This is a genomic window from Streptomyces sp. PsTaAH-137, assembly GCF_003259365.1.
Lineage (GTDB): Bacteria > Actinomycetota > Actinomycetes > Streptomycetales > Streptomycetaceae > Streptomyces.
In genome coordinates this window covers 208,939-228,327 of sequence record NZ_QLLY01000013.1, presented here as the reverse complement: position 1 = coordinate 228,327, position 19,389 = coordinate 208,939, and the positions used below count along the sequence as shown (strand labels likewise).

General features: G+C 72.3%; 18 protein-coding genes. 15 read left to right on the top strand and 3 right to left on the bottom strand.

Annotation, left to right across the window (positions count from 1 at the left end):
* Positions 1–18: 18 nt before the first annotated feature.
* From K377_RS27645 to K377_RS27575, 15 genes are all read left to right on the top strand, one after another.
* Positions 19–924, top strand: coding sequence for a VOC family protein (locus K377_RS27645; protein WP_111666251.1), 906 nt, complete (start codon positions 19–21; stop codon positions 922–924).
* Entirely contained in the window at positions 921–1,727 is an 807-nt protein-coding gene (locus K377_RS27640) for an aspartate dehydrogenase domain-containing protein (RefSeq protein ID WP_111666250.1), read from the top strand. The genes K377_RS27645 and K377_RS27640 overlap by 4 nt, the downstream gene beginning before the upstream one ends.
* Positions 1,724–2,518, top strand: coding sequence for an alpha/beta fold hydrolase (locus K377_RS27635; protein ID WP_111666249.1), 795 nt, complete (start codon positions 1,724–1,726; stop codon positions 2,516–2,518). Before K377_RS27640 ends, K377_RS27635 begins: the two co-directional genes overlap by 4 nt.
* A 5-nt stretch (positions 2,519–2,523) precedes the next feature.
* Complete coding sequence (locus tag K377_RS27630) at positions 2,524–3,045, top strand: cupin domain-containing protein (RefSeq protein ID WP_111666248.1); 522 nt, start codon at positions 2,524–2,526, stop codon at positions 3,043–3,045.
* Positions 3,038–3,778, top strand: coding sequence for an SDR family oxidoreductase (locus K377_RS27625; protein WP_111666247.1), 741 nt, complete (start codon positions 3,038–3,040; stop codon positions 3,776–3,778). Before K377_RS27630 ends, K377_RS27625 begins: the two co-directional genes overlap by 8 nt.
* Before the next feature lie 31 nt (positions 3,779–3,809).
* Positions 3,810–4,586 (top strand): SDR family oxidoreductase, encoded by a 777-nt coding sequence (locus K377_RS27620; RefSeq protein ID WP_111666246.1) that lies wholly within the window; start codon positions 3,810–3,812, stop codon positions 4,584–4,586.
* A gap of 9 nt (positions 4,587–4,595) precedes the next feature.
* Positions 4,596–6,212, top strand: a complete 1,617-nt coding sequence (locus K377_RS27615; RefSeq protein ID WP_111666245.1) for a thiamine pyrophosphate-binding protein — start codon at positions 4,596–4,598, stop codon at positions 6,210–6,212.
* A gap of 12 nt (positions 6,213–6,224) precedes the next feature.
* Positions 6,225–7,169: a PDR/VanB family oxidoreductase gene (locus K377_RS27610; RefSeq protein WP_111666244.1), complete on the top strand. Its 945-nt coding sequence runs from the start codon at positions 6,225–6,227 to the stop codon at positions 7,167–7,169.
* Between the two features lie 31 nt (positions 7,170–7,200).
* Positions 7,201–7,431: a recombinase-like helix-turn-helix domain-containing protein gene (locus K377_RS27605; RefSeq protein WP_111666243.1), complete on the top strand. Its 231-nt coding sequence runs from the start codon at positions 7,201–7,203 to the stop codon at positions 7,429–7,431.
* 5 nt (positions 7,432–7,436) lie between these two features.
* Positions 7,437–8,450 (top strand): aromatic ring-hydroxylating dioxygenase subunit alpha, encoded by a 1,014-nt coding sequence (locus tag K377_RS27600; protein WP_111666282.1) that lies wholly within the window; start codon positions 7,437–7,439, stop codon positions 8,448–8,450.
* Complete coding sequence (locus K377_RS27595) at positions 8,447–9,715, top strand: MFS transporter (RefSeq protein ID WP_111666242.1); 1,269 nt, start codon at positions 8,447–8,449, stop codon at positions 9,713–9,715. The genes K377_RS27600 and K377_RS27595 overlap by 4 nt, the downstream gene beginning before the upstream one ends.
* Before the next feature lie 55 nt (positions 9,716–9,770).
* Positions 9,771–10,442 (top strand): FadR/GntR family transcriptional regulator, encoded by a 672-nt coding sequence (locus K377_RS27590; protein ID WP_111666241.1) that lies wholly within the window; start codon positions 9,771–9,773, stop codon positions 10,440–10,442.
* Positions 10,443–10,587: 145 nt separating this feature from the next.
* Positions 10,588–11,571: a PAC2 family protein gene (locus tag K377_RS27585; protein WP_111666240.1), complete on the top strand. Its 984-nt coding sequence runs from the start codon at positions 10,588–10,590 to the stop codon at positions 11,569–11,571.
* 294 nt (positions 11,572–11,865) lie between these two features.
* A complete protein-coding gene (locus K377_RS27580) occupies positions 11,866–13,605 on the top strand; it encodes a S8 family peptidase (RefSeq protein ID WP_111666239.1) in 1,740 nt (579 codons plus the stop codon).
* Between the two features lie 38 nt (positions 13,606–13,643).
* A complete protein-coding gene (locus tag K377_RS27575) occupies positions 13,644–14,252 on the top strand; it encodes a hypothetical protein (RefSeq protein ID WP_111666238.1) in 609 nt (202 codons plus the stop codon).
* A 97-nt stretch (positions 14,253–14,349) separates the two neighbouring features.
* Here the strand turns inward: K377_RS27575 and K377_RS27570 are convergent, their stop codons facing one another.
* The 3 genes from K377_RS27570 to K377_RS27560 form a co-directional block, all read right to left on the bottom strand.
* The gene (locus K377_RS27570) at positions 14,350–17,433 is read right to left on the bottom strand and encodes an NPCBM/NEW2 domain-containing protein (RefSeq protein WP_111666237.1); all 3,084 of its coding nucleotides are present in this window, start codon (positions 17,431–17,433) and stop codon (positions 14,350–14,352) included.
* A 166-nt stretch (positions 17,434–17,599) separates the two neighbouring features.
* Positions 17,600–18,829 (bottom strand): cysteine--1-D-myo-inosityl 2-amino-2-deoxy-alpha-D-glucopyranoside ligase, encoded by a 1,230-nt coding sequence (mshC, locus tag K377_RS27565; RefSeq protein ID WP_111666236.1) that lies wholly within the window; start codon positions 18,827–18,829, stop codon positions 17,600–17,602.
* A gap of 113 nt (positions 18,830–18,942) precedes the next feature.
* Positions 18,943–19,383, bottom strand: coding sequence for an SRPBCC domain-containing protein (locus K377_RS27560; RefSeq protein ID WP_111666235.1), 441 nt, complete (start codon positions 19,381–19,383; stop codon positions 18,943–18,945).
* Between the last annotated feature and the right edge of the window lie 6 nt (positions 19,384–19,389).

Here is a 19,389-nt window from a genome sequence, read left to right as displayed (position 1 = left end):
TCTGCAACGGAGTACCCGATGTCCCACCCCCCGATCGCCCGGCTGCGCGCCCTGCGCTCCGTCGAACTGCTCACCCCCTCCTTCACCGAGGCCACCGACTTCTACGAGGACGCGTGGGGCCTGGAGGTCGTCGAGTCCGAGCAGGACGCGAGCTGGCTGCGCGGCACCGGCGAGGAGCACCACGCCCTCCAGCTGACCCGCTCCGAGCGCACCGGCCTCGGCCGCCTCGTGTTCGCCGTCGCCACCCCCGCCGAGATCGACGAGGCGGCCCGGCGGCTCGAAGCGCGCGGCATCAAGCCCGTCGCGGGCCCGGGCCCGCTCGACCAGGTCGGCGGCGGCTACGGCCTGCGCTTCCACGACCACGAGGGCCGGCTCGTCGAGCTGTCCGCCGACACCTGGGCGGTCGCCCCGCGCGGCCGGGACGCCGCGATCCCGGTCGGCGTCACCCACACCGTCCTCAACACCCCGGACATCGACGCGGCCGTCGCCTTCTACCGCGACGTGCTCGGCCTGCGCGTCTCCGACTGGTCCGAGCACCAGATGGCGTTCCTGCGCTGCAACGCCGACCACCACTGCATCGCGTTCAACCAGGCCGAGTGGGTCTCCCTCAACCACGTGGCGTACGAGATGAGTTCGGTCGACCACTTCATGCGCGGCCTGGGCCGCCTGCGCCACCACGGGATCGTCCCGCAGTGGGGTCCGGGCCGGCACGGCCCCGGCAACAACACCTTCTCCTACTTCACCGATCCGACCGGCCTGGTCTGCGAGTACACCTCCGAGGTCGCGCAGGTCGTCGAGGACCGGTGGATCGCCAAGGTGTGGCGGCGGGTGCCCGAGCTGTCCGACCTGTGGGGCACGGCCGGGCCGCCGTCGAAGGAGATCCGCTGTCACATGGCCGGCAACCCGGAAGGACCCCTCGCATGAGCAGCACACTGAAGGCCCTGAAGGTCGGACTCGTCGGCTGGGGCGCCATCGGCCGTGTCGTCGGCACCGCGCTCGCCGAACAGGGCATCCAGGGCGCCGAGTTGACGTGCATCGTCGACAACCGCCCGCTCGGCGAGGCGGCGCCCGCGCCGCAGGTCGCCTTCGAGGAGGCCATCGACCGCTGCGATCTGATCGTGGAGGCCGCGGGCCAGGGTGTCGTACGGGAGTGGGGCGAGCGCGTCCTGACCTCCGGCACCGATCTGCTGGTGGCGTCCACCGGGGCGCTGACCGACGAGGAGCTGGCCAAGCGGCTGCTCGCCGCCGGTCCCGGCCGGGTGTACTTCACCGGCGGCGCGGTCGGCGGCCTCGATCTGCTCCAGGCCGTGCGGGCGCTGGGCCCGCTGGACGCCGTGCACCTCACCACCACCAAGCTGCCCTCGACCCTCGAACAGCCGTGGATGGACGACGCGTTGCTGGAGCGGATGCGTGCGGCGTCCGGTCCGGTCGAGGTGATGAGCGGGACCGCGCGCGACGTGCCGGTGAAGTTCCCCAAGTCGACCAACGTCGCGGCGTCGGTCGCGCTCGCCGTCGGCGACCTGGACGCTGTGCGGGTCCGGGTCGTCGCCGATCCGGGCGCCACCCTCACCCGGCACGTCGTCGAGGCGTCCGGCGCGCACGGCGCGTACCGCTTCGAGGTGGCGCACCGCCCCGATCCGGGCAACCCGGCGACCAGCCAGGTCGTGCCGTACGCGGTGCTGCGCTCGCTGGCGGCGCTGGCCGGACGGTCGGGGCAGATCCTGTGAGCGTCCACCTGGAGACGGCGGGCGAACAGGGCCCGCTGCTGCTCTGCCTGCACGGCATCGGCTCCTCGTCGGCGGCGTTCGCCCCGCAGCTCGCCGGGCTCTCCGGACACGTACGGGTCATCGCGTGGGACGCGCCCGGATACGGCAGGTCGGACGACCCGGAGGAGCCGCTCGACCTGGACGGCTTCGCGGACGCCGCCGCCGACGTGATCCGCGCCCACGGCGCCTCGGCCCATGTGCTCGGGGTCTCGTGGGGCGGTGTGATCGCGCTGCGGCTCGCCACCCGCCACCCGGAGCTCGTCGACTCCCTGATCGTCGCGGACTCCAGCGCGGGCTCCGGCACCGACGAGGCGAAGGCCGCGGGGATGCGGGCACGCGTCGCCGACCTGGCCGAGGCCGGGCCGCGGGTCTTCGCCGAGAAGCGCGCCCCGCGCCTCGTCTCCGACCTGGCGCCCACCGCGCTCGTCGAGCGGGTCGTCGACACCATGGCCGACGCGGTGCGGCTGCCCGGCTACGGGTACGCCGCCGCGTCGATGGCCGGCGCCGATCTGCGCCCCGAACTGTCCGCCGTCGCCGCGCCCGCGCTCGTCGTGTGCGGCGACCGCGACACGGTCACCGGCGTCGAGGCCTCCCAGGTCCTCGCCGGGGGCCTGCACAAGACCGCCTACGTGATCGTCAAGGACGCCGGTCACCTGGCCAACCAGGAACAGCCCGAGCGGTTCAACGCCTGGGTCCTGTCCCACCTGCACATCGTCACCAACTCCCGCACGCAGCGGGCACGGAAGGGCTGATCACCATGCCTCTGACCACCACCGAGTACGACAACGGCGGCAACCTCGGCGCGTACACCGACTCGCTCATCGCCACGAAGGACTCCCGGGCCACCGACTTCGACACGCTGTCCTTCCAGGAGAAGGCGGGCCCGCAGTTCCGCCGCGGCCAGATCCGCTACGTGGGCTCCGGCGCCACCGGCAACCACGAGGGCGACAAGCGGATCATCCCGTCCGGCGGCTTCACGTTCTCCAACATGCTGCTCCAGCCCGGCGCCGAGGGCCCGGCCCACACCCACCACGACGTCGAGGAGGCGTTCTTCGTCCTGGAGGGCCAGGTCCGCGTGGGCATCCACCGCGGCCCGGACGAGGTCGAGTACCGCACCCTCGGCTACCGCGACATGATCGTGGTGCCCGCCGGGGTGACCCGCTCGCTGAAGAACGAGGGCGACACCGACGCCCTGTTCTGCGTCGTCATCGGCACCCAGAAGCCGCAGGTGCCGACGTACCCGGAGTACTCGCCGATGCACGGCGTGACCCGTGACTGACGCCCCTCTGGTCGTCGTGACCGGGGCGGGCCGTGGCCTGGGACTGGCCATGGCCCGCCGGGCCGGCGAGGACGGCTTCCGGGTCGTCGTCGCCGAGGTCGACACCGAGCGGGGCACGGCCGCGGCGGACACCCTGCGGGGCGAGGGGATCGACGCCACCTTCGTGCGGTGCGACGTCGCCGACCCGGCCTCCGTCGACGAACTCGCCACAGCGGTACGGGCTTTGGGCCCGCTGTACGGGCTCGTGAACAACGCCGCGCTCGCCAACGGCGTCGGCGGCAAGGAGTTCCAGGACATCGACATCGCCGCCTGGGACCGGCTGATGACGGTCAACGCGCGCGGCCCGTGGCTCGTCGCGAAGGCCCTGCTCCCGCTGTTCGGGTCGACCGGACGCATCGTCAACATCGCCTCGGACGCCGCCCTCTACGGCTCCCCGCGGCTCGCGCACTACATCACCTCCAAGGGCGCCGTGATCGCCCTCACCCGGGCGATGGCCCGCGAACTCGGCGAGCGCGGCATCACGGTGAACGCGCTGGCGCCCGGCCTGACCGAGTGCGAGGCGACCGAGACGGTCCCGGCCGAACGGCACGGTCTGTACGCCGCGAACCGGGCGATCTCCCGCCCCCAGCAGCCCGACGACCTGACCGGGCTCGCCGCCTTCCTCCTCTCCGAGGAGTCCCGCTACCTGACCGGACAGGTGATCGCCGTCAACGGCGGATTCACCATGAACTGACTCATGAACTGACATACGGGAGAACCAAGTTATGGATCTGGGCCTCGCCGACCGGACCTATGTGGTCACCGGAGGCAGCTCGGGCGTCGGCCTGGCCACGGTCCGCGCCCTGCTCGACGAGGGCGCGAACGTCGCCACCTGCGGGCGCGACGCCGACCGGCTCGCCCGTATCGGCAGCCACGACCGGCTGTTCACCGCCGTCCGCGACGTGCGGGACGCCGACGCCGTACGGGAGTTCGTGACAGACTCCGCCGACGCGTTCGGCGGGCGGATCGACGGGCTCGTCAACAACGCCGGGCAGTCCCGGATGAAGCGGCTCGACGACACCACCGCCGAGGACTGGCGCGACGAGCTGGAGCTGAAGTTCGCGGGCGTCCTCAACCCCCTTCAGGCGGCCCGGAAGCACCTCGCCGCGTCCGGCGCGGCGTCCGTCGTCAACGTCAACGCCGTCCTCGCCAAGCAGCCCGAGACCCGGCTGATCACGACGAGCGCCGCCCGCGCCGGCATCCTCAACCTCTCCAAGTCCCTCGCCACCGAGCTGGCCGCCGACGGCATCCGGGTCAACTCGGTCTGTCTGGGCCTCGTCGACACCGGCCAGTGGACGCGCCGGCACGCCGCCGCCGACTCCGGTCTGTCCTACGAGGACTGGCAGGCGGAGCTGGCCGCCGACCGGGGCATCGCGCTCGGCCGGCTCGGCCGCGCCGAGGAGGTCGCGTACGCGATCGTCGCGCTGCTCTCGCCGCGCGCCTCGTACATCACCGGAACCAGCATCGACGTCTGCGGCGGAGTCGGCCGCGGCATCCTCTGAGGAGTTCGCATGAAGTACGCCGATGGAGGCGCCCTCCTCGTCGCCGTTCTGAAGGAACTGGGCATCGACACGGTCTTCGGGATCGTCTCCGTGCACAATCTGCCGCTGGTCGAGGCCGTCGACCGCGAGCTGCGCTTCGTCCCCGTGCGGCACGAGGCGAGCGCCGTGAACGCCGCCGACGCCTACGGGCGTGCGCGCGGTTCGATCGGCTGCGCGCTCAGCTCGACCGGGACGGGCGCGGGCAACGCGGCCGGATCGCTGATCGAGGCGCTCGCGTCGGGCACGTCCGTGCTGCACGTCACCGGGCAGGTGGAGAGCCGGTTCCTCGGCAGCGGGCGCGGGTTCATCCACGAGACGAAGGACCAGCTCGGCATGTTGACCGCCGTGTCCGCGTACGCGGCCACGGTGGGCTCCGCCGACGACGCGGGCCGCGTGCTGCGCGAGGCCGCGCGCGCCGCGCTGGCCTCGCCCGGCGGTCCCGCGAGCGTCGAGTGGCCGATCGACCTCCAGTACGCGGCCCAGACGGACGCCGTGAGGGAGGCACCGGCCGACGTGCTTCCGGTCGCCGACATCGCGGACGCGACCGAGCTGCTGCGTGCCGCCGAGCGCCCGCTGATCTGGGCCGGCGGCGGCGCCACCGACGCCCGTACCGAACTGGCCGCGCTCGTCGAGGCGACCGGGGCGGGACTGCTCACCTCCAACTCCGGGCGCGGCGCGGTGCCCGAGGACCACCCGCAGGTCATCGGCAACTTCGCGACCACACCCGCGGTCCGCGCCCTGCTCGCCGACGCCGATCTGCTCCTCACGGTCGGCACGCACTTCCGGTCGAACGAGACCGCCGACTACGGCCTCGAACTCCCCGCGGCGCATGTGCAGATCGACCTCGACGCGGCCGCGCTCGGCCGGGTCTACCCGGTCGCGCACGCCCTGCACGGCGACGCCGCCGCCACCCTCGCGGCGCTGCTCCCCCACGCCCGGCAGGCCGACCCGGAGTGGACGGACCGTGTCCGCCGGGTCCGTACCGAGGTGCGCGCGACGCTCCACGACACCATCGGCCCGCAAGCCGCCATCTGCGACGCGCTGCGCGCCGCGCTCCCCCGGGACGCGGTCGTCGCCCGCGACGTCACCATCCCCTCCAGCAGCTGGGGCAACCGGCTCCTGGAGATGTACGACCCGAGGGCGAACGTCTTCCCGCGCGGCGGCGGCATCGGCCAGGGACTCGGCATGGGCATCGGCGCCGCGCTCGCCGACCCGGAGCGGCCGACGGTCGTCATCGCGGGCGACGGCGGGCTCGCCGTCCACCTCGGTGAACTCCTCACCCTCGCCCAGGAACGGCCCCGGCTGACCCTGCTGGTCTTCAACGACGGCGGCTACGGCGTGCTGCGCAACATGCAGGACCGGTACGCGGACCGCCGCTCGGGAGTCGACCTGACCACGCCCGACTTCGAACTCCTCGCCCGCGCCTGCCGGTTGCCGTATCTGCGGATCGCGGACGCCGAGCACGCCGCCCCCGTGATCCAGGAGGCCGTGGGCTCCGACGGGCCCGTGCTCGTCGAGGTGGACCTGGCGGCGCTCGGCCCGATGAAGAACCCGTTCACCCCGCCCGTGAAGATCCCCGGCACGTAAGGAGGACCCACCATGACCGACTCCGACCGTCAACTGGAGCTGCTGGTCCGGCGGATGACCTGGGAGGCCGAGGGCGTCCTCTCCGTCGAGCTGATCCATCCGGACGGCAAGCCGCTGCCCGCCTGGACCCCGGGCGCCCACATCGACGTGCACGTGGGCGGGCAGATCCGCCAGTACAGCCTGTGCGGCGACCCGGCCGCCACCGGCACGTACCGGATCGGCGTGCTCAACGAGCCGTCCTCGCGCGGGGGTTCGCGCCACGTCCACACCGCGCTGCGCCCCGGCCAGCGGGTCACCGTGTCCGAGCCGCGCAACCACTTCGCCCTGGAGGACGCCGGCGGCTACGTCTTCGTCGCGGGCGGCATCGGGGTCACCCCGATCCTCGCGATGGCCCGCGAGGCCGCCCGGCGCGGGGCGCGGTGGCGCCTGGTCTACGGCGGGCGCGGGCGCGCCTCCATGGCCTTCACCGACGAGCTGGCCGCGCTGGACGGCGACGTCACGCTCGTACCGCAGGACGAGCTGGGCCACATCGACCTGGCCTCAGCGCTCGACGGGCTGCCCGACGACACCCTCGTGTACTGCTGCGGACCCGAACCGCTGCTCGCCGCCGTCGAGGCGGTCTGCCCCGCACCGGCGCTGCGCGTCGAGCGCTTCTCCGCGCCGGTCGTCGAACGGACCACGGACGACGGCGAGTTCGAGGTCGAGTGCCGCACCTCCGGGCTCACCCTCACCGTCGGCGCCGACACCTCGATCCTGGAGGCCGCCGAGCAGGCGGGCCTCGACGTCGCCAGCTCCTGCCGCGACGGCATCTGCGGCTCCTGCGAGACACGGGTCCTCGACGGCGCCGTCGACCACCGCGACTTCCTGCTCTCGGAAGCCGAGCACACCGCGAACGCCTCGATGATGATCTGCGTCTCGCGCTGCGCCGCCGGCTCCCGCCTCGTCCTCGACCTGTGAGACCTGCAAGACCTGAACCCCGCACCGGGAGATGCACATGACCACCGACTGGCCGTACCTGGAGATCCACCAGTCCCGCACCCACGAGCCGTCGCCCTACGAGCTGAAGCTGGCCGCCACCCTCGAAGAGGTCTTCACCAAGGACGGCCACGAACTCGCGGACGTCATCCGCGGGCTGAACGCCCGTCAGATCCCCGCGCCGGACGGCGCCCCGTGGACCGAGGACTCCTTCCGCGCCGAGATGCACCGACTGGGAGCGTGACCGCCATGACCCCGAAAGCCCCCGCCCTGACCGCCGACCACCTGTACGCGACGGGCCTGCGCGGCCAGTGGCACCCGGTCGTCCCCTCCTCGTTCGTCGCGCCCGGCGCGATGCGCAAGGTCACCGTCCTCGGCGAGCAGTGGCTGCTGTTCCGCCGCTCGGACGGCACCCTCAGCATGCTCGCCGACCGCTGCCCGCACCGCGGCGCCCCGCTGTCGCTGGGCAAGCACTTGGGCGACCGGGTGGCGTGCTGGTACCACGGCGTGGAGGTCGAGACCGACGGCACCGTCTCCTCCGTGCCCGGCCTGCCCGGCTGCAACCTGGAGGGCAAGCAGCTCGTCGTCTCGCTGCCCGTCAAGGAGGTGTCCGGCGCCGTCCTCGCCTACTTCGGCACCGAGGAGCAGCCGACGCCGGTCGAACTGACGCTGCCCGAGCCGCTGACCGACCCCGACACCGAGGCGATCCTCTGCTACGCGGAGTGGAACGTGCCGTGGCGGTACGCCGTCGAGAACCTGCTCGACCCGATGCACGGCGCGTTCCTGCACCACGACTCGCACACGATGTTCGACGGTGACACCACCGCCAAGTTCCGCATCCGCGAGACCGACCGCGGCTACTTCTTCGAGAAGACCGACCAGCGCGGCGTCAACTTCGACTGGGTCGAGCTGTGCCGCACCGGCGTCGACTGGGTCGACTTGTCGATCCCCTACCCGCCGTCGGCCGGCCCCGGCGGCCCGTTCGGCATCGTCGGCATGGTCCGCCCGGTCGACGCCGAGCGCTGCGCCGTCTTCTTCTGGCGCTACCGCACGGTCCAGGGCTGGGAGCGCGACACCTGGCGGTTCCTGTACAAGACGCTGATCGAGAAGCGCCACTGGGAGGTCCTGGAGCAGGACCGGGTGATGCTGGAGGCGATGCCCGCGGACGCCGACCAGCAGGAGAACCTGTACCAGCACGATCTCGGCGTGGTCCGGCTGCGCCGCCTGTACCGAGGGGGCGCCGAGGCCCAGGCCACGGCATGAGTCCCAGGGCACGCTGGGCGGGGGTGCTCAGCCTGCTGGTCATCGTCCTGATCAGCTACGTGGACCGGGTGAACGTCTCCGTCCTCATCACCGACGAGGCGTTCACCGACCACTTCGGCATCACCGGCGACCGGATCGCCCAGGGCGCCCTGTCGACCGTGTTCCTGGTCGGCTACGGCCTCGCCGCGTTCTTCCTCACCCCGCTGTACGAGACCCGGCTCGGTGTGCGGCGCGGCCTGTTCGTCAGCGTGGCCCTGTGGTCGGTGATGACCCTGCTGTCGCCGTACGCGCTCGGCGCGCTCACCCTGACGGTGCTGCGCGCCCTGCTCGGCGGCGCCGAGGGACCGCTGTTCTCCCTCAAGACCATGTACGTGCGTGAGCACTTCGCCCCGCACGAGGCGGGCCGGCCCAACGCGGTCAGCTCGATGGGCGTCTCGCTGGGCACGGCGGCGGGGCTGCCGCTGATCACGTACCTGGTCTACCACTTCGACTGGCACACCTCGTTCCTGGCGCTCGCCGCGCTGAACGCGGTGATCGGGCTGCCGCTGATCGCCCTGTGCGTCCGGGGCCGGGGCGTCGCGGCGGCCCACCGGCCCGGGTTCGGCGCCACCCTGAAGGGCGCGCTGGCGATGCCGCGCCTGGCACCCGTCCTGCTCATCGAGATCGCGACCCTCGCCTACCTGTGGGGGTCGAGCGCCTGGCTGCCCTCGTTCCTGCTCCAGGAGCGGCACTTCTCGCTGGGCGCGATGGGCCTGGTGTCGTCGCTGCCGTTCCTGATGTCGCTGGTCTCGGGGTTCCTGGGCGGGCTGCTGCTCGACCGGCTGCCCGTGCGGCTGCTCGCGCTGCCCTTCGTCGTGGGGTCCGCCGGCACCGCGGTGTGCGTGCTCGTGGTCGCGGCCGCGCACAGCGATGTCGTCGTCGCGACGGGCATGGTCCTCGCGGGCGGTTTCTGGGGGCTCCAGGGCCCGGCGATCCCCACCCTCGTCCAGCACTGCGCGCCCGCCCGGCTCGTGGGCAGCGCGTACGGCGTCGTGAACGGGGTCGGCAATCTCGTCTCCGCGTTCATGCCGACGCTGATGGGTGTGGCGATCGCGGCGAGCGGAGGGCACGGCTTCGGCGCCGGGTTCGCGCTGCTCGCGGGGGCGCAGGCGATCACGCTGGTGTGCGGGGCGTGGCTGCTGCTGCGGCCCGTGCGCTCCGCGCCTGGGTCCTCGGTGGACGGCTCCAGAGGAGAGCGCGGCCAGGGCATCCCCGTACGCTCATAATGGTCCGAGACATCGGAGGACTCGGCTCTCCGGCGGACGAGCAGAGGGGGCTGCCATGGCCGTCACCGACGAGGCCATCGAGAAGATCAAGGGCATGATCGTCTCGGGTGCGCTGCGCCCCGGCGACCGGCTCCCCAAGGAGAGCGAACTCGCCGCCGAGCTGGGGCTCTCGCGCAACTCGCTGCGCGAGGCGGTGCGCGCGCTCTCCCTCATCCGCATCCTGGACGTCCGGCAGGGCGACGGCACCTACGTCACGAGCCTCGATCCGCAGCTGCTGCTGGAGGCGCTGAGCTTCGTCGTCGACTTCCACCGCGACGACACGGTCCTGGAGTTCCTCGCGGTCCGCCGCATCCTGGAACCCGCCGCCACCGCGATGGCGGCGACCTCGATCAGCCGGGACCAGCTCGACGGGCTCGCCACCCAACTGGACGAGCTGGGGCCCGAGCCGTCCGTGGAGGAGCTGGTCGCCGCGGACCTCGACTTCCACCGCGGCATCGTGGCGGCCGCGGGCAATTCGGTGCTCTGTTCCCTGCTCGACGGCCTGTCCGGGCCGACCACCCGGGCCCGTGTCTGGCGCGGCCTCACCCAGGAGGACGCGGTCGGCCGCACCCTGCGCGAACACCGGGCGATCCTGGCGGCGCTGCGCGACGGCGACCCGGAGGCGGCACGCTCCTGGGCGACCGTGCACATCGCCAGCGTGGAGCAGTGGCTGCGCTCCACCCTGTGAGAGATCACCGGGGCGAGGTGGAGTGCGCTCCTCCGACTCGGGGCAGTGTTCCGGGCAGCCTCCGGGTTTCAGGGGGCTGCGGAGGGTCCTCGCGGACGCCGTAAGGTGGGCAGGTACGCGAGGGCACGTCGGAAGGAGGCGCTGGGTGATCGAGCTCGAGGGGGTTCCCGAGCTGGTCGACCCGGTCATGGTGGCCGCGTTCGAGGGCTGGAACGATGCCGGCGACGCCGCTTCCACCGCGGTCGCGCATCTCGACAAGGAGTGGAAGGGCGAGGTGTTCGCGGCGCTGGACGCCGAGGACTACTACGACTTCCAGGTCAACCGGCCGACCGTCTTCCTGGAGGACGGCGTCCGCAAGATCACCTGGCCGACGACCCGGCTCTCGGTGGTGCGTGTCGGCGGCGACAAGCCGCGCGACCTGGTCCTGGTCCGGGGCATCGAGCCGTCCATGCGCTGGCGCTCGTTCTGCAACGAGCTGCTGGGGTTCGCGCACGAGCTGGGCGTGGAGCTGGTGGTGATCCTGGGCGCGCTGCTCGGCGACACCCCGCACACCCGGCCGGTTCCGGTCAGCGGCGTCACCTCCGATCCGGATCTCGCTACGCGCATGGAGCTGGAGGAGACCAAGTACGAGGGCCCGACGGGCATCGTCGGGATCCTCCAGGAGGCGTGCACCCACGCGGGCGTCCCGGCGGTCTCGCTGTGGGCGGCGGTCCCGCACTACGTGTCGCAGCCGCCGAACCCGAAGGCGACGCTCGCGCTGCTCAACCGGCTGGAGGACCTGATCGACCTGCGCCTGCCGCTGGGCGAGCTGGCCGAGGACGCGCGCGCCTGGCAGCTGGGCGTGGACCAGCTGGCGGCGGAGGACAGCGAGGTCGCCGAGTACGTGCAGACGCTGGAGGAGGCGCGGGACACCGCGGAGCTGCCGGAGGCGTCGGGCGAGGCGATCGCCCGCGAGTTCGAGCGGTATCTGCGGCGGCGCGACCCGGGGGCACCGCCCGGCGCCGGCGGCCATGCCACGGACGGCGGCGACGGCTCGTCGTACCTGCGGGACAACCCGGGCGGCAGGAGCAGGCCGCCGAAGCCGCCGCGTCCCGAAACCGACACCGACGACGGTGACGGCGAGGAGTAGGACGAGCAGGCGGACCGCCGACCGCGTTCCACGAGCGACGAAGAGCGCCCCCGGCGCCGGGCGACCGGCACCGGGGGCGCTTTCGCGCCGTCCCCGTTCTCCTCGCCTTTGGCCGGTTTATGCCGTGACAGATGATTCCGTGCAAATTGCACGGGGTTCCCCGTTCAACTTGTTCCCAAACGCATTTGGCGAACAAGGGGTGGACGAGCGCGCCCGGCCGTAGCAAGGTGTGCCCGACGAACGCGGCACAGGCACACCCGTACGACCAGAGGTGGCGAGGGGAGCTGTGGACCGATGACCGACCAACACGCAGAACCGGCGCGGGGCCCGGGAGCTGCGGGTCCGGGTCCGGACGGAGCCGGTTTCACATATCGCGGGACGGAAGCGGAACTGATCGTCCTGGCGCGGCCCGAGGCCCGCTTGCGGGCCCAGGCGGACGGGGTCAGGTCCGCCGCCGGCGCCGACGTATCGGCCCTGAACATGTTCCTGGGCGACGAACAGCTCGCCCTCGAACCGCTGTTCGGCAGTGAGGAGCGGCTGCGGAGCGCCTCGGAGGCGGTGGGAGCCGGGACGGACGTACCGGACCTCGCGCTGTTCTACCGGGTGCGCGGCGCCGGCGGACGGGCCCAGGAGCTGCGGGCCCGGATCGCGGCGCTGCCGGAGGTCGACACCGCGTACGTGAAGCCCGGCGCGGTGCCGGCCGCTCCGCCGGAGGACTTCGACGAGGCGCGGCGGCTGAAGGAGAAGACCGCCGCGACCCCCGACTTCACCGGCCGCCAGGGCTATCTGGCACCGGCGCCCGAGGGCGTGGACGCCGTGTGGGCGTGGCAGCGGCTCGGCGGCGGCGGAGAGGGCGTCACCGTCATCGACGTGGAAGGCGCCTGGCAGCTCAGCCACGAGGACCTGTCGGCGAAGCTCGCGGGCGTCGTCGTCGGGACCCCCGTCTCGGACCTGGCCTGGCGCAACCACGGCACCGCCGTCCTCGGCGTGATCGGCGGCGACCGCAACGAGCACGGGATCACCGGCATCGCCCCGCAGGCGGTGACGGCGGCGGCCTCCTTCCAGGGCGTCGGCACGGCGGCGGCGATCCACGCGGCGGCCGAGCGGCTCGGCCCCGGTGACATCGTGCTGATCGAACTGCACCGGCCGGGACCGCGGTTCGACTTCGAGTCGCGCGACGACCAGCGCGGCTACATCGGCCTCGAATGGTGGCCCGACGACTTCGCGGCGATCCGGTACGCCACCGCACTGGGGGTCGTGGTGGTGAGCGCGGCGGGCAACGGCGGCGAGTCGCTGGACGACGGACTGTACGAGCGGCGCCCGGAGGGCTTCCCGGCCTGGTGGCACAACCCGTTCAACCCGACGAATCCTTCCTCCGGCGCGGTCCTGGTCGGCGCGGGCGCACCGCCGCCCGGCACGCACGGCCGCGACCACGGCCCGGACCGCTCGCGCCTCGCGTTCTCCAACTACGGCGCCCGGGTGGACGCCCAGGGCTGGGGCCGCGAGGTCACCACCACCGGCGGCTTCTGGGACCGGCCCGGCGATCTGCAGGGCGGCTCCGAGGAGATCGCCTGGTACACCGATACCTTCTCCGGCACCTCGGCTGCCTCCCCGGTGGTCGTCGGCGCGCTGGCCGCCCTCCAGGGCATGCTCAAGGCCGGCGGCCAGCGCCCGATGAACTCCTCGCGGGCGCGCGAGGTGCTCCGGGCGTCCGGCTCTCCGCAGCAGGACGCCCCCGGCCGGCCCGCTTCGCAGCGGATCGGCAACCGGCCCGACATCAGAGGAGCGGTGACCCATCTGCTGCCCTCGACGGTCGGTTCGGGCCAGGCCGAGCGGTACTGGGACGAACTGATCCCGTATCCGCGCGAACTCCCGCCGAGGCTCAGGCTGTTCGTGGCGGGCGCCTGGCGCAATCTGAACGATCCGTCCCCCGAGACCCGCCAGGCGGTGCACAGCGCCTTCGCGGGGGGACGGCCCGATGTCCGTGTCTGGTTCTCGGACGACGAGATCGTCGGCCTTGTGGTCACGGGCTGAAGCGACGCAGCCAACCATCGATGGAAGGTGGCACCCGCATGAGCATGACCCCGCAGATGAGTCAGCAGGGGCAGCAGTTCCCGAGCACGTCGCCCTACCAGCAGCAGCAACAGCAGCCGTTCGGCCAGCAGGGCTTCGGCCAGCAGGGCTACGGTCAGCAGGGCTTCGGCCAGCAGCCGTTCGGTCAGCAGGGGCAGCAGGGCTTCGGCCAGCAGCAGCTCATGGGCATGGGCGGCTCGCTGGAGCAGCTGCAGCAGCTCGGCCAGCAGCAGCCGTACCAGGGGCTGCTCCAGCAGCTCGGTCAGCAGCAGCAGGGTGGCGGCCAGCAGCAGCAGGTCGAGCAGCAGGTCCTTCAGCACCTCCACCAGATCGCCCAGATGGCGGTGCAGCACGCCCAGCAGCAGGTCCAGCAGCAGGTGCTGCAGGCCGGCATCGCCGACGCCTACATCGACGTCGTGCAGCCGCTGCCCGGACAGCCCAGCATCATCGCGCTGCGCATCCAGGGCCAGTTCCGGATCTTCGCCAACCCCAACCCCCAGACGCACGACCAGGTCCAGGAGGCCTTCGCCTTCGGCCAGCAGGTCGTCGGTGTCTGGGACTCCGGGTCGCCGCAGGTCCTGCGCAGCATCCAGGTGCGCAAGATCTGACCGCACCGCATGAGAGGTGAAAGGAAGGAGGGGCGCTTCCGCCGCGGTCCGCGTGGGGGAAGCGCCCCTTTCACCTGTTCCCGGTTCCGGTGCGGGGTCAGCTCCCGCCCGCGCAGGTGAACGCGGCGGCGGCCCAGTCCCCGTGGTCGCCGGTCTTCGACCCGTTGGTGTCGGTGACCTTCAGCCGCAGGTGCCGGGCCCCGGTCACGTCCACGTCGACGGGGACGGTGGCCGAGGCGCCGGTGACCTTCGGCGAGGTCCACAGGACCTTCCCGTCGGCCTCGACGGAGAAGGCGACCTCGCCGTAGCCGTTGATCTCGTCGTCGATCCCGACGTCCGCGGTGAGCTTCGTGCACCGCCCGCCGAGATAGACCTCGATGTCGGAGTCGGCGTGCACCCCGATGCCCTTGTCGTACGTCTTTCCGGCGAGGGTGAGGGGGTGACCGTCGGCGGCGCCGGACTCGCCGTTGCTGCGGTCGCGTTCGGCGGGCCCGTACCCGTTGGTCGAGGTCAGCCACTCCAGGTCGCTCGCCCAGGCGTGCCCCGCGGGCGGTTCCGGCATCACGGCGACCGCGAAGTGCCCCTGTGCGGTGTGCTGTTGACCGGCGCTCCGGTAGCGGGCGGTGGCGGTGAGCGCCCGCTCCCCCGGCTTCGCGTCGGCGCCGGGTGCGACGGCGACGTCGACGCGCCGGGTGGTGCCCGCCGGGATCCGGCCGACGGTCACGGGGTCCCCGGCGGTCCAGCCCTCGGGGGCGTCGACGCCGACGGTGACGTCGGTGGCGTCCTTGTTCCCCGCGGTGACGTCGACGGCGACCGTGCCGGTGACGCCCGCGCCCAGTTCCTGGTCCACGGCGCCGGAGACGGCCGCTTCGGCGCCCGGCGCGGCGCCGCCCACGGCCGCGGTGTCGCGCAGGTCCACGGTGAAGGCGCGCCCGGTGGACAGGGTCCCGGTCTTCACGCGCACGACGCCGCCCCGGTCGTCGGCGTCGTAGAACCAGCCCCGCGCGGCCTTGTCGAACGCGCTCTTCGACCCGGCGCGCGCCAGCTTCTTGCCGTCGAGGTCGACCCGGCTCGGCGCGTCCCCGGTGTGCACGGTGAAGGAGTAGGGCCGGGCGGTCTGCTTCCCTTCGTACGAGCCCTCGCTCGCGCCGATCCGCACCCGCACGTCACCGGGTCCGGAGCGCGGCGCGGTGACGGTGGCGCGCTGGGTGGCGTAGGCGCCGTCGCGGTGGGCGCGGGTGACGCCGTCGTCCTCGTACAGCTCGAAGGACGAACTGCCCTGCGGGTACACGTCCCAGGCGACGGGTGAGTCCTTGTCCCGGTCGGTGTACGAGCGGATGCCGGGCCACATCGGCACGGCGGCGCCGCCCTTGACGAACAGCGGCAGGGTGTCGAGCGGCGCGCGGTACCCGTCGACCGTGGTCGGTCCCCGGTAGACGCGGCCGGTCCAGTAGTCGGTCCAGGTTCCCTTGGGCAGATAGATGCCGTCGCGCACCGCGGAATCCTGGTACACGGGTGCGACGAGGAAGTCCTCGCCGGTCAGGAACTCGTACTTGGCGGCGTCCGTTGCGGCCTTCGGGTCGTCCGGGTACTCCAGCGCGAGCGGCCGGACCGCGCCCACTCCGGTCTTCGTGGCCTCGTGGGCGTACGAGTACAGGTAGGGCAGCAGCGACTCGTGCAGCTTCAGGTACTTCCGGTTGATCGTCGTGTACGGCTCGCCCTGCCGGAACGGCTGCTTGTCACTGGCCGCCCAGCCGTCCATGGTCATGGTCACGGGCAGCAGCGACTTCCACTGAAGGTCGCGTACGTACGTCTTGGGGCTGCCGCCGAAGATGCCGTCCACGTCACCTGTCGTATACGCGAGCCCGGACAGGGTTGCTCCCGCGTACGTCGGGATCTGCCAGCGGATGTAGTCCCAGGAGCCGGACTGGTCGCCGGACCACTGCACCCCGCACCGCTGGGCGCCGGCCCAGCTCTCGGGGGCCCAGGTGAAGCCGCGGGCGTCGGAGTTGTCCTCGATCCCCCGGTAGGCGCCCTTGCAGCCGTCGAGGGCCTTCTTGTAGCCGTCGCCGACCCAGGCGACGTCCAGCTTGGCGACCCGCTGTCCGGCCTTGACCTGGTCGGCGATCCTGTCGATGCCGTCCTCGGTCCACAGGCCGAGCTGCGCCTTGTCGTCCTGGAGCCCCTGTGCGGTCTCGGCCAGGTCCTCGTACCCGCAGCCGTAGCCGTCGTTGACGAGCATCCAGCCGAGCGGCATGTCCTGTTCGACGTACTGCCGGGAGATTTTCAGGGCGTCCTTGGTGTGCCGTTCGCCGCGGTTGGCGTTGTGCAGATAGCAGTCGGCGTCGCCCACTTCGAGCCCGTAGACCGGCGGCAGGAACGGTTTTCCGGTCAGCCGGGTGTACTGGCCGATGACGTCTTTGGCCCTGTCCTCGCCGCTGCCCGCGAAGTAGTAGGCGTCGAAGCGGCGTTCGGCAGCGGCGGCGGTGACGGGCGCGCCGAAGGTGTAGGTGTTGGGCGCGTAGGTGTTCCGGAAGACGCCGTATCCGGCGGAGGAGAGGTAGAAGGGTACGGAGTTGGGGTGTCCCCCGTCGTCCCAGTCGTAGCTGACCTCGGCCTCGGCGGTCTGCCCGCGCAGGCTGGTGTTGCCCCGCCCGTTCTGCATCCCGACGCCGTAGAACTGCTCGTCGGCGCCGCGGTCGAGGTGCTGGGTGGTGTCGTCCGCGCGCCAGCTGATGGGGGCGCTCTCGGCCCACACCTCGGTGCCGTCGTTCCTGAACAGGGCGAAGCGCAGCGGGGACTTGTAGGCGCGAAGGGTGACCTTGTCGCTGCTCAGCTCGTAGCGGTCGCCCTTGTCCTTCCAGCGGGTGGTGGGCGGCGCACCTTGCGGCAGGACGATGTCGTCGCCCACGGGATCGGTGAACGTGCCGTCCGGGGCGACCTCGATCCGGAAGCTCTCGGCGGACACGAAGCTGACCCGGGCCTCGGCTTCGCCGGCGTCGAAGGTGTAGCGGGCCTTGTCCGGACGGAACCCGGTGACGTCACCGAGGGCGCCGGGACTGTCGGCGGCCCGGGCCGTCTGCCCGGGCCCGGCGAGTGCGGCCGCGAGCCCGATCAGGGCCACGGCGACGACGGATCTGAGGCGTCCAGAACGCCTGAGCGTGCTCGATGCTGATCGCATAGGCAGGTTTTAGCGCAGAAACAAGCACGGCACCAGGGTGCAGACGAGCCGGTGCGCAGAAGAAAGCCCCTCCGGCGATTGAGGAGCGGGGTCCGGGGCGGAGCCCCGCGGCCTCGACTCGATCGCCCTGGAGGGGCTTTCGGGAAGCGTACGGAAAAGGCCGGGGCTAGAGCGCGACCCCGAGCAGCGCGTCGACGGCACGGGAGACGACACCGGGCGCCCCCTCGTCGGCCCCACCGTCGGCACCCTGAAGCTCGGCCCACCGGTCGACGGCGGCCAGCGCGGCCGGTGCGTCGAGATCGTTCGACAGAGCCGCGCGGATCTCCTCCACCAAGCCCTCCGCCGGAGGCCCGTCGGGCCGCGACACGGCGGCCCGCCAGCGGTCGAGCCGGGCCACGGCGTCGGCCAGCACCTGGTCGGTCCACTCCCAGTCGGAGCGGTAGTGGTGGGCGAGGAGCGCGAGCCGGATCGCGGCGGGGTCGACCCCGTCGCGGCGCAGCTGCGACACGAAGACGAGGTTGCCCTTGGACTTGGACATCTTCTCGCCGTCGAGCCCGACCATCCCGGCGTGCACATACGCCTTGGCCATCGGGAACTCACCGGTCAGCGCCTGGGCGTGCGAGGCGCCCATCTCGTGGTGCGGGAAGGCCAGGTCGGAGCCGCCGCCCTGGACGTCGAAGCCCATGCCGAGGTGGTCGAGGGCGATGGCGACACACTCGATGTGCCAGCCGGGGCGCCCCTGTCCCAGGGAGCCGCCGTCCCAGCTCGGCTCGCCCTCGCGGGCGGCCATCCAGAGCATCGGGTCGAGCGGGTTCTTCTTGCCAGCGCGGTCGGGGTCGCCCCCGCGCTCGGCGGAGAGCAGCCGCATCGCGGCGGCGTCCAGGTTCGACACGGAGCCGAAGTGCGGGTCGGCCTCGACGGAGAAGTAGACGTCGCCGTCGAGCTCGTAGGCGGCGCCGGCGTCACGCAGTCGCTCGACGAGCGGCACGATGCCGGGTATCGCCTCCACGGCGCCTATGTAGTGGCGCGGCGGGAGCATCCGCAGGGCGGTCATGTCCTCGCGGAAGAGGGCGGTCTCCTGCTCGGCGAGGCCCGCCCAGTCGACGCCGTCGCGCACGGCCCGCTCCAGCAGCGGGTCGTCGACGTCCGTCACGTTCTGGACATAGTGCACCTGCCGCTTGGTGTCGAGCCACACGCGCTGCACCAGGTCGAACGCGTTGTAGGTCGCCGCGTGACCCATGTGGGTCGCGTCGTACGGCGTGATGCCGCAGACGTAGATACGGGCGACGGGACCGGGGTCAAGGGTGACGAGCCCATCGGTCGCGGTGTCGTGGATCCTCAGGTCGCGGCCCTTGCCAGGCAGGGCGGGGACCTCAGAAGCGGGCCAGGCATGCATGCCATGAGCGTAACCGGACGGTGCTTCCGGATACGAACCGGACCAGGTCCGATGGCCGACGAGGCCCTCTTGCGCCCCTGGGCGGGGGTCGCTAGGCGGCCCCCTGAGCCCCGCTAGCCGGTGACGGTGGCCCGGATGCCGTCCGAGAGCCCGAAGTGGCGTATGCCGTGCAGCAGATAGGCGCGCAGGGTGCACACGAAGTACGTCCAGCCCTGTGTCTGCCCGACCGCCCGCGCCGCGCCCTCGGCCCCGTCCCCCATCGGCTGCTCCATCACGGTGATCGCGGTGGCCCCGGCAGCGGTCTCCCGCAGCTCGATGACGACCTGGCCACCCGGCCAGGACCACGAGACGAGCCGATCGGGCTCGATCTCGCCTATCTCGACGTCGAACTCCGCGTCGACATGGGGAAAGCTCCAGGTCACGGTGGTGCCGGGCACCATCGGCGCGGAGGTGCGCTCGACGAAGAAGCCCGACAGGCCCTCGACGGTGACGATGGCCTCGAAGACGTCCTTCGCCGGGCGGTCGATCCGGTCCTCGACAATCAGCTTGGTCATGCCCCC

Excerpts from the sequence above, each read along its gene's own strand:
- K377_RS27645 (WP_111666251.1), top strand. The coding sequence starts at position 19 with ATGTCCCACCCCCCGATCGCCCGGCTGCGCGCCCTGCGCTCCGTCGAA.
- K377_RS27640 (WP_111666250.1), top strand. The coding sequence starts at position 921 with ATGAGCAGCACACTGAAGGCCCTGAAGGTCGGACTCGTCGGCTGGGGC.
- K377_RS27630 (WP_111666248.1), top strand. The coding sequence starts at position 2,524 with ATGCCTCTGACCACCACCGAGTACGACAACGGCGGCAACCTCGGCGCG.
- K377_RS27620 (WP_111666246.1), top strand. The coding sequence starts at position 3,810 with ATGGATCTGGGCCTCGCCGACCGGACCTATGTGGTCACCGGAGGCAGC.
- K377_RS27615 (WP_111666245.1), top strand. The coding sequence starts at position 4,596 with ATGAAGTACGCCGATGGAGGCGCCCTCCTCGTCGCCGTTCTGAAGGAA.
- K377_RS27610 (WP_111666244.1), top strand. The coding sequence starts at position 6,225 with ATGACCGACTCCGACCGTCAACTGGAGCTGCTGGTCCGGCGGATGACC.
- K377_RS27605 (WP_111666243.1), top strand. The coding sequence starts at position 7,201 with ATGCACATGACCACCGACTGGCCGTACCTGGAGATCCACCAGTCCCGC.
- K377_RS27600 (WP_111666282.1), top strand. The coding sequence starts at position 7,437 with ATGACCCCGAAAGCCCCCGCCCTGACCGCCGACCACCTGTACGCGACG.
- K377_RS27595 (WP_111666242.1), top strand. The coding sequence starts at position 8,447 with ATGAGTCCCAGGGCACGCTGGGCGGGGGTGCTCAGCCTGCTGGTCATC.
- K377_RS27590 (WP_111666241.1), top strand. The coding sequence starts at position 9,771 with ATGGCCGTCACCGACGAGGCCATCGAGAAGATCAAGGGCATGATCGTC.
- K377_RS27580 (WP_111666239.1), top strand. The coding sequence starts at position 11,866 with ATGACCGACCAACACGCAGAACCGGCGCGGGGCCCGGGAGCTGCGGGT.
- K377_RS27575 (WP_111666238.1), top strand. The coding sequence starts at position 13,644 with ATGAGCATGACCCCGCAGATGAGTCAGCAGGGGCAGCAGTTCCCGAGC.
- K377_RS27570 (WP_111666237.1), bottom strand. The coding sequence starts at position 17,433 with ATGCGATCAGCATCGAGCACGCTCAGGCGTTCTGGACGCCTCAGATCC.
- mshC (WP_111666236.1), bottom strand. The coding sequence starts at position 18,829 with ATGCATGCCTGGCCCGCTTCTGAGGTCCCCGCCCTGCCTGGCAAGGGC.
- K377_RS27560 (WP_111666235.1), bottom strand. The coding sequence starts at position 19,383 with ATGACCAAGCTGATTGTCGAGGACCGGATCGACCGCCCGGCGAAGGAC.